This window comes from Pseudomonas sp. ES1, from assembly GCF_050586605.1.
Lineage (GTDB): Bacteria > Pseudomonadota > Gammaproteobacteria > Pseudomonadales > Pseudomonadaceae > Aquipseudomonas > Aquipseudomonas sichuanensis.
In genome coordinates, this window is the sequence record NZ_JBOBDM010000102.1 from 1 (window position 1) to 11004 (window position 11004).

Sequence of the window (11004 nt, forward strand, 5' to 3'; positions counted from 1 at the left end):
CACCCCAGAGGATCGGTTCATGAAGTTCGAAGGCACCCGCGACTACGTCGCCACAGACGACCTGAAACTGGCGGTCAACGCGGCCATCACCCTGGAGCGCCCGCTGCTGGTCAAGGGTGAGCCCGGCACCGGCAAGACCATGCTCGCCGAGCAATTGGCCGCCTCGTTCGGTGCGCGCCTGATCACCTGGCACATCAAGTCGACCACCAAGGCCCACCAGGGCCTCTACGAGTACGACGCGGTCAGCCGCCTGCGCGACTCGCAGCTGGGCACCGACAAAGTCCACGATGTGCGCAACTACCTGAAAAAGGGCAAGTTGTGGGAAGCCTTCGAGGCCGAGGAGCGGGTGATCCTGCTCATCGACGAGATCGACAAGGCCGACATCGAGTTCCCCAACGACCTGCTGCAAGAGCTCGACAAGATGGAGTTCTACGTCTACGAGACCGACGAGACCATCAAGGCCAAGCAGCGCCCGATCATCATCATCACCTCCAACAACGAAAAGGAGCTGCCCGACGCCTTCTTGCGCCGCTGCTTCTTCCACTACATCGCCTTCCCTGATCGCGACACCCTGCAGCGCATCGTCGATGTGCACTACCCGAAGATCAGCGAGTCGCTGGTCAGCGAGGCGCTGGACGTGTTCTTCGACGTGCGCAAGGTGCCGGGCCTGAAGAAAAAGCCCTCCACCTCCGAACTGGTCGACTGGCTCAAGCTGCTGATGGCCGACAACATCGGTGAGGCAGTACTGCGTGAGCGCGACCCGACCAAGGCCATCCCGCCGCTGGCCGGGGCCCTGGTCAAGAACGAGCAGGACGTGCAACTGCTCGAGCGCCTGGCCTTCATGAGCCGGCGCGGCAACCGCTGACAGGAGCCGGGCCATGCTGCTCAACCTGTTCAATGAAATGCGCGCGGCCAAGGTGCCGGTGTCGGTGCGCGAGCTGCTCGACCTGCACCACGCCCTGCAGAAGGGCGTGGTGTTCGCCGACATGGACGCGTTCTACTACCTCGCCCGGGCCATCCTGGTGAAGGACGAACGCCATTTCGACAAGTTCGACCGCGCTTTCGCCGCCTACTTCAAGGGCCTGGACAACCTCGACCGGCACATCGAGGCGCTGATCCCCGAAGACTGGCTGCGCAAGGAGTTCGAGCGCTCGCTGAGCGACGAGGAACGCGCGCAGATCCAGTCCCTGGGTGGCCTGGACAAGCTGATCGAGGAATTCAAGAAACGCCTCGAAGAGCAAAAGGAACGCCACGCCGGCGGCAACAAGTGGATCGGCACCGGCGGCACCAGCCCGTTCGGCTCGGGCGGCTTCAACCCCGAGGGCATCCGCGTCGGCGAGGCCGGCAAGCGCCAGGGCAAGGCGGTGAAGGTGTGGGACCAGCGCGAGTACAAGAACCTCGACGACCAGGTCGAGCTGGGCACCCGCAACATCAAGCTGGCGCTGCGCCGCCTGCGCAAGTTCGCCCGTGAAGGCGCCGCCGAAGAGCTGGACATCGACGGCACCATCGACCACACCGCCCGTGACGCGGGGCTGTTGAACATCCAGATGCGCCCGGAACGGCGCAACACGGTGAAGCTGCTGTTGCTGTTCGACATCGGCGGCTCGATGGATGCCCATGTGAAGGTGTGCGAAGAGCTGTTCTCGGCCTGCAAGACCGAGTTCAAGCACCTGGAGTACTACTACTTCCACAACTGCGTCTACGAGTCGGTGTGGAAGAACAACCTGCGCCGCACCTCGGAGCGTTTCGCCACCTTCGACCTGCTGCACAAGTACGGCGACGATTACAAAGTGATCTTCGTTGGCGACGCCGCCATGGCCCCCTACGAGATCACCCAACCGGGTGGCAGCGTCGAGCACTGGAACGAAGAAGCCGGGTATGTGTGGATCCAGCGCTTCATGGAGAAGTTCAAGAAGGTCATCTGGATCAACCCGTACCCCAAGCAGGCCTGGGACTACACGGCGTCAACCCACCTGGTGCGCGACCTGATCGAGGACAAGATGTATCCGCTGACCTTGCAGGGGTTGGAAGACGGGATGCGCTACCTGTCCAAGTGATGTTGCCTGCTCTGGCCTATTCGCGGGTAAACCCGCTCCCACAGGGTTTGCGCGCCCCCTGTGGGAGCGGGTTTACCCGCGAAAGGGCCAGCAACTTCACCGCCAGCGTTGCAGGTATTGCTGCTGCTCCCGCCACGCCTCGTCCTGCACCACCGCCCGGAACCGCACCAGCGCCCCCGGCATGCACTGCGCCAGTTGCGCCAGCGCCAGCGGCGTCAACGCGCCCAGCCGCGGATAGCCGCCAATGGTCTGCCGATCATTGAGCAGCACGATCGGCTGCCCGTCCGGCGGCACCTGCACAGCGCCCAGCGGGATGCCCTCGGAAATCATCGGCGCTCCCTGGTATGCCAGTTGCGGCCCCAGCAGGCGGATGCCCATGCGATCGGCGCGACTGTCCAATGTCCAGTCACGATTGAACGCCTCGAACAAACTGGTACCGCTGAAGTCGCCAATCTGCGCGCCCATCACCAGGTCCAGCAGCGGCTTCTCGGCATACACCGGACGCACCGTTTCAGGCACGTGGGAGCGGGCTTGCCCCGCGATGGCAGCACCCGCGCGCAACACCTCTCCTTTGAGCAACGCCCGGCCCTGCCCATCCAAGCCACCCAAGGCTTCGCGCACCACCGTCGCGCAACTGCCCAGCACCGCCTCACCCGCGAATCCGCCGGGCGCCGCCAGATAAGCCCGCACGCCCTGACGCGGCTGGCGCAAGCTCAACTGCTGCCCCTTGCCCAGCCTGAAGCTGCGCCAAGGCGCCACTGGCTGGTCATCGATACGCGCATCCAGGTCGGCACCGGCCAACGCCAGCACGCAATCCTGTTCGGCGACCACGCTGAAACCGCCCAGGGCGATCTCGACCACGGCGCTGTCCAGGTCATTGCCCAGCAGCCAGTTGGCCCAGCGCATGGCCACCCAATCCAACGCCCCGCCCTGGGTCACACCCAGGTGGCGCACACCGAAACGCCCGGCATCCTGCAACAGGCACAGCGCGGTGCTGGCCTCGATCCGCAACTGGCTCATGCCTGGGCCTCCAACGGGCTGTCGTCGCCGCCCAAGGTGATGAACTCATGGCGGTCAACCGCCACGAAACGTACCCGGTCGCCCGGCTGCAGCAGGCTGTAGCCTTCGCGCTCACGGTCGAACAGGCGCACCGGAGTGCGCCCGATCAGGTTCCAGCCGCCCGGCGATACCGCAGGGTAAGCGGCCGTCTGGCGTTCGGCGATGCCCACGCTGCCCGCCGCCACGCGCTTGCGCGGGGTGCTCAGGCGCGGGCTGGCCAGGCGCTCGTCGACCAGGCCCATGAAGCCGAAGCCGGGGGCGAAACCCAAGGCAAATACCGGATAGTCGCGCCCGCTGTGCAGGCCGATCACCTCGGCTTCACTCAGGCCGCTGCGGGCGGCCAGCAGTGGCAATTCAGGGCCGACACTGGCGTGGTACCACACCGGGATCTCGTGGCGCCGCCCGGCGCTGCCGGGGTCCGGCTGCAACCCTTCGAATGCTTGCACGATGCGCTGGCGCGCCGCGTTCGGTGCCAGGTCGAACTGCACCATCAGCGTGGTATAGGACGGCACCAGGTCGATCAGCTGCGCGCCGAACACCGCTCGCAGGCGCTGGCTGGCGGCGAGAATCCAGGGCATGTTGGCCTCATCGATACGGTCGAAAAGGCGCACCATCAGGCTGTCGAACGCCACCACCTCGATACGCGGCGTCATGGCAGCTCCAGCGCGTCGAGGGCCTGACGGATCTGGCGTACGGCGGCCACCGAGCTTTCGTTGTCGCCATGCACGCACAGGGTGCTGGCGTTCAGCCCCACAGCGCTGCCGTTATCAGCCACCAGTGCTTCACCCCGGGCCAGGCGCAATGCCTGCTCGACCACCAGCGCCGGGTCGTGGTGCACCGCGCCCGGCAGGCGCCGCGACACCAGGTGACCGCTGGCGGTGTAGGCACGGTCGGCGAAGGCCTCGAACCACAGCGGCACGCCGATCTCGTCGCCCAGGGCCTGGGCGGCGCTGTTGTCAGCGGTGGCCATGAGCATCAACGGCAAGTCGCTGCCGTAAGCGGCCACGGCCTCGAGCACGGCACGCAGCTTTTGCGGGTCGGCCATCATGTCGTTGTACAGCGCGCCATGGGGCTTGATGTAGGCCACTCGGCTGCCCTGCACCTTGCAGATGCCATCCAGCGCGCCGATCTGGTAGTGCAGCAGGTCGCGGATCTCCTCGCTGCTGCAGGCCATGGAGCGGCGACCGAAGCCCACCAGGTCCGGGTAGGCCGGGTGCGCGCCAATGGTCACGCCATGCTCCAGCGCCAGGGCCACGGTGCGGCGCATGGTGCCCGGGTCGCCGGCGTGGTAGCCACAGGCGATGTTGGCGCAATCGATGTACGGCATCACCTCGGCATCCAGGCCCATGCGCCAGCTGCCGAAACTCTCGCCCATGTCGCAATTGAGTAGCAGGCGTTTCACTTGGCTGATTCCCGTGTCGATGTTCATGCTGCCTACCTTAGCGTGCCAGCAGTTGTTTGCCGCGGGTTTCCGGCAGGCTCAGCGCCGCCAGGATCACCACGCCATAGGACACCGCGGCGAAGGCGCCAATGCCCAGCCCCAGGGGGACTTTCTGGCTGAGCAGGCCGATCAGCAGCGGGAACAACGCCGCGAAGACCTTGCCGATGTTGTAGCAGAAGCCCTGCCCCGAGCCGCGGATGCGGGTGGGGAACAGTTCGGTGAGGAAGGCGCCCATGCCGCTGAAGATGCCCGAGGCGAAGAAGCCCAACGGCAAGCCCAGCCACAGCATCACGCCATCGCTGACCGGCAGCTGGGTGTAGAGCAGCACGATGACGAACGAACCCACGGCGAACAGGATGAAGTTCTTCTTGCGCCCCAGCAGATCAGACAGGTACGCGCTGACCACGTAGCCAATGTAGGAGCCGACGATCACCGTCGCCAGGTAGCCGCCGGTGCCGAGCACGCTCAGGCCGCGTTCGTTCTTGAGGAAAGTCGGCAGCCACGAGGTGATGGCGTAGTAACCGCCCAGCGCGCCGGTGGTCAGCAGCGAGGCGCGCACGGTAATCCAGAGCATACCGGGAGCGAAGATCTCGTAGAAGTGCGAGGGTTCGGCGACGGTTTCTGCGGCCTTGGCCTGGCGATAGACCTCCGGGTCCTTGACCAGGCGGCGCACGAAGATCACGAACAGCGCCGGCAGCAGGCCGAGCAGGAACAGCGCGCGCCAGGCTTGTTCAGGTGGCAGCCAGGAGAACAGCAGCGCATAGAGGATGGCGGTGAGGCCCCAGCCGATGGCCCAGCCCGACTGCACCATGCCCACCGCCTTGCCACGGTCCTGGGCGCGGATCACCTCGCCGATCAACACCGCGCCGGCGGTCCATTCGCCGCCGAAGCCGAAGCCCATCAGGGTGCGGGCAATCAGCAGTTGCTCGTAGTTCTGGGCGAAGCCGCAGAGGAAGGTGAAGAAGGCGAACCACAGCACCGTCAGTTGCAGGGTGCGTACCCGGCCGATGCGGTCGGAGAGGATGCCGGCGATCCAGCCGCCCAGGGCCGAGGCGATCAGCGTGCTGGTGTGGATCAGCCCGGCCTCGGTGGTGCTGATGCCCCAGAGCATGATCAGGGTGGGCACGACGAAACTGAGCATCTGGGTGTCCATGCCGTCCAGGCCATAGCCGATCTTGCAGCTCCAGAAGGTGCGTCGTTGCTGGGAGTCGATGTCGCGGTACCAGGCGAAGGGGCCGCTCGAGGATCGGGCGGGGGCCTGCTGCTGCACGCCGGTCGGGTTCATGTATGCCTCGGCTTGTTGGTATTGTTTTACGGGCGACGTCGAGGTCGCGGCCTGGCTGACATGTTCAGAGCCAGCGCCTCAAGCGTCCAACGAGAAAATCCGCCGGTCTGGAACAAGAAAAACTGATCATGAACCTTCGTTTCCTCGAAACCTTCGTCTGGGTCGCCCGGCTCAAGAGCTTCCGTCTCACCGCCGAGAAGCTGTTCACCACCCAGGCCTCGGTGTCCAGCCGCATCGCCGCGCTGGAGGCCGACCTTGGGGTGAAACTGCTGTTGCGCGACTCGCGCGGGGTCAGCCTGACGCCCGAGGGCAGCAAGGTGCTCGAATACGCCGAGCGCATGCTCGACACCGCCAAGGCCATGAAGCAGTCGCTGGACAGCGACCGGGCCAAGACCGGGCGGATTCGCCTGGGGGTCATGGACACGGTGATCCACACCTGGATGAGCGCGCTGGTGGCGGAGCTTACCGAACGCTATCCGCAGGTGGAGATCGAACTGGTGGCCGACACCGCGCTGAACCTGCGCGAACAGCTGCACAAGGGCTTTCTCGACGTGATCCTGCAAACCGACCTGCTGCGCGAACCGTCGATCCGCAGCCTGGACCTGGCGCGTTATCCCATGGGCTGGATCGTTGCCGCCGGCTCCATCCACCACCGTGACTATGGGTCGCTGGCTGAGCTGGGCCGCGAACGCATCGTCACCTTCTCGAAGAATTCACGGCCTCACCAGGAGGTGCTCAGCCTGCTGCAGGGCGCCGGGGCCGAGGCGCCGCGCTTGAACTGCGTGAACTCGGTGGCGGCGATCACCCGCTTGCTGCGCGATGGCTTTGGCATCGGCGCGCTGCCGCCGGCGCTGGTGGACAGCGAGTTGAGCCGGGGTGAACTGGTGCTGCTGGAGGGGTTGCAGCCACCGCCGAGCCTGGAACTGGTGGTGGCCTGGCAGACCGGGGTGGCGCTGGTGGACGAGGTGGTGGGGGTTTGCCGGCAGGTGCTGGAGCGCTATGCGCGGGATGTGGGGGGGCAGCGGATTGTGTTGGTCTGAAGGGCCCTATCGCGGGGCAAGCAAGGACTAGCGCCAGCTCTCTTTGACCACCTTGCGTCGCCCACCCAGGATCACCCAGCCGACCAGCAGCAGCAGGCTCTCGACCGCGAACGCCAACACGAATCCGGCGCCAATCCCCCAGCCGATCGCCTCGGGCACCAGCAGGATCTGGTAGCTGTAGCCCTTGAGCGTCTCTTCACGCAGCGCCGGTTCCGGCTGCACCAGCACATGCCAGCTGCGGCTCACCCACGAGCCTTGCAGCGCCTGCCACTCGTGCTCCAGCAGTTGGTTACGGATCAGCAGGCTCTCGATGCTGTTGGCATCGCTGTTGAACACCGGGTCGTCGCTGCTGCGGTAATGCTGCACCAGCGCCTGCAGGTCGCCGTTGAAGAAACGCTGGGCGGTCTGGCGGAAGCCGTCGAGCGCCTGGCGCGATTCCAGCAAGTGCGCCTCGACCCGCTGGCTGTAATCCTTGACCAGCCCGGGTACCTGAATACCGGCCAACAGGCCGAACGTGAACAACAGCAAGCGCAGGTAACTTCTGAACATGGAGCGTCCTTAGCTCTGGCCGTGGGCGACGCACTCACCGTGGCGCCACAGGGCCCATTGGCCCGGCTCGTAGCGGTTCCAGGTCTCGTTCTCGGTCAAGGCTTCAGTGGCGATCACCGTGACCACGTCGTTGGGGGTGGTTTGCGTGTGGAAATCGACGATCAGGTCGACATCCTTCAAGCGCGCAGCGCCAAAAGGTGCGCGGCGGGTGATGTGCACCAGCTTGGTGGAGCAGAAACAGAACAGCCAGTCGCCGTCGCTGAGCAGGCAGTTGAACACGCCCTTGCCACGGTATTCGGCGCAGGCCTCGACCAGCACCGGCAATAGTTGCTCGACCTCGACCGGCTCGGGGAAGGCCTCGCGCACGCGGTTGAGCAGGTCGCAGAAGGCCGCTTCGCTGTCGGTGTCGCCGATCGGGCGATAGAAGGTGCGTTGACCGCTGAACTCGCCCAACTGGCCATTGTGCGCGAAGCACCAGTTACGGCCCCACAGCTCGCGCACGAACGGATGGGTGTTGGACAGGCACACCCGGCCGACGTTGGCCTGGCGAATATGGCCGATCACCACTTCGCTCTTGATCGGGTAGCGCTGCACCAGATTGGCCACCTCCGACTCGCTGCTCGCCGCCGGGTCCTGGAACAGGCGCAGGCCGCGCCCTTCGTAGAAACCGATGCCCCAGCCGTCGCGGTGCGGGCCGGTGCGGCCACCGCGCTGCATCAGGCCGGTGAAACTGAAGACGATATCGGTGGGGACATTGGCACTCATGCCCAGCAGTTCGCACATGCTCGCGGCTCCTGGCTTACAGACGGGGTTCTACGCGGCCCTGGCCCGGGCCGGAACGGCGCACGGGAGCAGGTGCCGGGTCATCGCGGTAACGGTCGTTGCGGTCGGCGGCCACCGGGGCCAGGGCCTGCGCCTCGTCATCCTCCTTGGCCTGGCGCTGGGCCGAGGCCTCACGCTGGGCACGGCGCTCGCCGGCGCGTTTTTCCAGCGGCCAGCGGATCAACACGAAGACCAGGTACAGGGCGAAGGCGATCATGCCGTACATGGCCAGGTCCGAGGCGGCGCGCCAGGCGTTGTTGCCGACCTTGAAGGCCAGGTCCAGCGCGGTGATGGCGATGGCCGGGGCGAAGCTGTCCTTGACCGGGTCGACGATGGTCGGGCTGAACAGCAGCACGGCGACGATCACCCACAGCGGCTCGCGCAGCCAGCGCCACATCCAGCCGGTGAGCTTGCAGGCCACCAGCAGGCAACCCAGGGCGGCGACGGCGTAGAGGCCCCAGGCCAACAGATAGTCGTGTTCGGTCATGGTGTTCGTGCATGCCAGGCAAAGAGACGCCTATGATAAACACTTTTACCGGCGCAGGCGCCCCCTCTCCCATTCAGGAACCGCGTCGGCTGCTTCGCGGGTAAACCCGCTCCCACAGGGATTGTGCATAACCTGTGGGAGCGGGTTTACCCGCGAAATGGCCGGCACAGGCTGCCTTCAATCATGAGACACCGAATGCCAATCATGCCCCCCGTCGCCCACCAGGCCCCCGGCACCGACCCCTACGCCTGGCTGCAAGACCGCGACACCCCCGAAGTACTGGCCTACCTGAACGCGGAAAACGCGTATCAGGAGGCCTGCCTGGCCGACCAGGCCAGCTTGCGCGAACAGCTGTTCGAAGAGATCAAGGGCCGTATCCTCGAGACCGACCTGTCGCTGCCCTCACCCTGGGGCCCCTACCTGTACTACACCCGTACCACCGCCGGCGACGAATACCCACGCCACTACCGCTGCCCGCGCCCTGCGGATGACAGCAACACGGTGGATGAAAGCCGCGAAGAACTGCTGCTCGACCCCAACGCCCTGGCCAATGGCGGCTTCCTGGCCCTCGGCGCATTCAACGTCAGCCCCGACCACCGCCTGCTGGCCTACAGCCTCGACACCAGCGGCGACGAGATCTACACCCTGTACGTCAAGGACCTGGCCAACGGCGCGCTGACCACCCTGCCCTTCGACGATTGCGACGGCAGCATGACCTGGGCCAACGACAGCCAGACGCTGTTCTTCGCCGAACTGGACGACACCCACCGCCCCTGGCGCCTGCGCCGCCACACCCTCGGCGAGGCCGATGCTTCGAGCGTGTTCGAAGAGCCCGACGGGCGCTTCTTCCTGCACTGCTACCGCGCCAGCTCCGAGCGCCAGCTGGTGCTGCTGCTCAACAGCAAGACCACCAGCGAGGCCTGGGTGCTGGACGCCGCCACGCCGCAGGCCGCGTTCACCTGCCTGGCGCCACGGGGCGAAGGCCACGAATACTTCCCCGACCACGGCCAGCTCGACGGCCAGTGGCGCTGGTTCATCCGCAGCAACCAGGACGGCATCAACTTCGCCCTGTACCACGCCCCGGCCGACCAGGTACCGACCCGCGCCGACTGGCAGCTGCTGGTCGCGCACCGCGACGACATCATGCTCGAAGGCGTAAGCCTCAACGCTTCGGCCCTGAGCCTGAGCCTGCGCGAAGGCGGACTGCCGATCATCGAGGTGCGCCCGCAAGGCTTGCCGGCCTACCGCGTGGAACTGCCGGACGCCGCCTACAGCCTGTACGTGCAAGACAGCCTGGAGTTCGCCAGCACGCGCATCCGCCTGCGCTACGAGGCCCTCAACCGCCCGGCCCAGGTGCGCCAGCTGGAGCTGGCCACGGGCGAGCAGGCCGTGCTCAAGCAGACCCCGGTGCTGGGCGCTTTCGATGCCGACGACTATGTCAGCCAGCGCCTGTGGGCAGTCGCCAAGGACGGCACCCGCGTGCCGATCAGCCTGGTGCGCCGCCGCGCCGACCTGGGCAAGAGCGTACCGCTGTATCTTTATGGCTACGGCGCCTACGGCGAAAGCCTCGACCCCTGGTTCTCCCATGCCCGCCTGAGCCTGCTGGAGCGCGGCGTGGCCTTCGCCATCGCCCATGTGCGCGGCGGCGGCGAGCTGGGCGAGGCCTGGTACCGGGCCGGCAAGCAGGAGCACAAACACAACAGCTTCGACGACTTCATCGCCTGCGCCGAACACCTGATCAGCGAGGGCATCACCTCCTCCGAGCGCCTGGCCATCAGTGGCGGCAGCGCCGGCGGGCTGCTGATGGGCGCGGTGCTCAACCTGCGCCCGGAGCTGTTCCGCTGTGCCATCGCCGAAGTGCCGTTCGTCGACGTGCTCAACACCATGCTCGACCCGGAGCTGCCGCTGACCGTCACCGAGTACGACGAATGGGGCAACCCCGAAGAGCCCGAGGTGTACGCGCGAATCAAGGGCTACGCCCCGTACGAGAACGTCAAGCAGCAGGCCTATCCGGCCATGCTGGTGATCGCCGGCTACAACGACAGCCGGGTGCAGTACTGGGAAGCGGCCAAGTGGGTGGCGCGCCTGCGCACGCTCAAGACCGACGGCAACCTGCTGCTGCTCAAGACCGAAATGGGCGCTGGCCACGGCGGCATGAGCGGGCGTTACCAGGGGCTGCGCGACGTGGCGCTGGAATATGCGTTCGTCTTCAATGAGCTGGGCGTGGTGTAAAACGCATTTTTGGTTGTCATAGGGTTCGGTCA

Annotated in this window: 11 protein-coding genes; 4 read left to right on the plus strand and 7 right to left on the minus strand. The window is 66.0% G+C overall.

Features of this window, described 5'->3' with window-relative positions; all coding sequences use genetic code 11:
• The first annotated feature begins 19 nt into the window (after positions 1 to 19).
• A complete protein-coding gene (locus ACQ4N9_RS25800; protein WP_110992491.1) occupies positions 20 to 865 on the plus strand; it encodes an AAA family ATPase in 846 nt (281 codons plus the stop codon).
• A gap of 13 nt (positions 866 to 878) precedes the next feature.
• Positions 879 to 2057, plus strand: coding sequence for a vWA domain-containing protein (locus ACQ4N9_RS25805; protein WP_125857790.1), 1179 nt, complete (start codon positions 879 to 881; stop codon positions 2055 to 2057).
• Between the two features lie 96 nt (positions 2058 to 2153).
• On the opposite strand, the gene ACQ4N9_RS25810 is transcribed toward ACQ4N9_RS25805, so the two are convergent.
• From ACQ4N9_RS25810 to ACQ4N9_RS25825, 4 genes are read right to left on the minus strand one after another with little or no spacing between them, the layout of a single operon-like run.
• On the minus strand, positions 2154 to 3077 hold the full coding sequence (locus tag ACQ4N9_RS25810) for a biotin-dependent carboxyltransferase family protein (protein ID WP_390967667.1): 924 nt from the start codon (positions 3075 to 3077) through the stop codon (positions 2154 to 2156).
• Positions 3074 to 3769 carry a 5-oxoprolinase subunit PxpB gene (pxpB, locus tag ACQ4N9_RS25815; protein WP_390967666.1) on the minus strand — a complete coding sequence of 232 codons (696 nt, stop codon included), beginning with the start codon at positions 3767 to 3769 and terminating at the stop codon, positions 3074 to 3076. Before pxpB ends, ACQ4N9_RS25810 begins: the two co-directional genes overlap by 4 nt.
• On the minus strand, positions 3766 to 4545 hold the full coding sequence (locus ACQ4N9_RS25820) for a 5-oxoprolinase subunit PxpA (RefSeq protein WP_390967665.1): 780 nt from the start codon (positions 4543 to 4545) through the stop codon (positions 3766 to 3768). Before ACQ4N9_RS25820 ends, pxpB begins: the two co-directional genes overlap by 4 nt.
• 10 nt (positions 4546 to 4555) lie before the next feature.
• Positions 4556 to 5842: an MFS transporter gene (locus ACQ4N9_RS25825; protein ID WP_390967664.1), complete on the minus strand. Its 1287-nt coding sequence runs from the start codon at positions 5840 to 5842 to the stop codon at positions 4556 to 4558.
• Positions 5843 to 5970: 128 nt separating this feature from the next.
• Here ACQ4N9_RS25825 and ACQ4N9_RS25830 point away from each other — a divergent pair, with 128 nt between their 5' ends.
• The gene (locus tag ACQ4N9_RS25830) at positions 5971 to 6882 is read left to right on the plus strand and encodes a LysR family transcriptional regulator (protein ID WP_347151585.1); all 912 of its coding nucleotides are present in this window, start codon (positions 5971 to 5973) and stop codon (positions 6880 to 6882) included.
• A 27-nt stretch (positions 6883 to 6909) separates the two neighbouring features.
• Here the strand turns inward: ACQ4N9_RS25830 and ACQ4N9_RS25835 are convergent, their stop codons facing one another.
• From ACQ4N9_RS25835 to ACQ4N9_RS25845, 3 genes are read right to left on the minus strand one after another with little or no spacing between them, the layout of a single operon-like run.
• Positions 6910 to 7431 (minus strand): DUF2937 family protein, encoded by a 522-nt coding sequence (locus ACQ4N9_RS25835; protein WP_390967663.1) that lies wholly within the window; start codon positions 7429 to 7431, stop codon positions 6910 to 6912.
• A 9-nt stretch (positions 7432 to 7440) separates the two neighbouring features.
• Positions 7441 to 8214, minus strand: a complete 774-nt coding sequence (locus tag ACQ4N9_RS25840; RefSeq protein ID WP_125463070.1) for a class II glutamine amidotransferase — start codon at positions 8212 to 8214, stop codon at positions 7441 to 7443.
• 16 nt (positions 8215 to 8230) lie between these two features.
• The gene (locus ACQ4N9_RS25845) at positions 8231 to 8740 is read right to left on the minus strand and encodes an MFS transporter (protein WP_390967662.1); all 510 of its coding nucleotides are present in this window, start codon (positions 8738 to 8740) and stop codon (positions 8231 to 8233) included.
• 195 nt (positions 8741 to 8935) lie between these two features.
• Here ACQ4N9_RS25845 and ACQ4N9_RS25850 point away from each other — a divergent pair, with 195 nt between their 5' ends.
• The gene (locus ACQ4N9_RS25850) at positions 8936 to 10972 is read left to right on the plus strand and encodes a S9 family peptidase (RefSeq protein WP_390967661.1); all 2037 of its coding nucleotides are present in this window, start codon (positions 8936 to 8938) and stop codon (positions 10970 to 10972) included.
• Positions 10973 to 11004: the final 32 nt, after the last annotated feature.

Coding starts and splice junctions, on each gene's coding strand:
- ACQ4N9_RS25830 (WP_347151585.1), top strand. CDS start 5,971: ATGAACCTTCGTTTCCTCGAAACCTTCGTCTGGGTCGCCCGGCTCAAG.
- ACQ4N9_RS25835 (WP_390967663.1), bottom strand. CDS start 7,431: ATGTTCAGAAGTTACCTGCGCTTGCTGTTGTTCACGTTCGGCCTGTTG.
- ACQ4N9_RS25825 (WP_390967664.1), bottom strand. CDS start 5,842: ATGAACCCGACCGGCGTGCAGCAGCAGGCCCCCGCCCGATCCTCGAGC.
- ACQ4N9_RS25800 (WP_110992491.1), top strand. CDS start 20: ATGAAGTTCGAAGGCACCCGCGACTACGTCGCCACAGACGACCTGAAA.
- ACQ4N9_RS25820 (WP_390967665.1), bottom strand. CDS start 4,545: ATGAACATCGACACGGGAATCAGCCAAGTGAAACGCCTGCTACTCAAT.
- ACQ4N9_RS25805 (WP_125857790.1), top strand. CDS start 879: ATGCTGCTCAACCTGTTCAATGAAATGCGCGCGGCCAAGGTGCCGGTG.
- ACQ4N9_RS25845 (WP_390967662.1), bottom strand. CDS start 8,740: ATGACCGAACACGACTATCTGTTGGCCTGGGGCCTCTACGCCGTCGCC.
- ACQ4N9_RS25840 (WP_125463070.1), bottom strand. CDS start 8,214: ATGTGCGAACTGCTGGGCATGAGTGCCAATGTCCCCACCGATATCGTC.
- ACQ4N9_RS25850 (WP_390967661.1), top strand. CDS start 8,936: ATGCCAATCATGCCCCCCGTCGCCCACCAGGCCCCCGGCACCGACCCC.
- ACQ4N9_RS25810 (WP_390967667.1), bottom strand. CDS start 3,077: ATGAGCCAGTTGCGGATCGAGGCCAGCACCGCGCTGTGCCTGTTGCAG.
- pxpB (WP_390967666.1), bottom strand. CDS start 3,769: ATGACGCCGCGTATCGAGGTGGTGGCGTTCGACAGCCTGATGGTGCGC.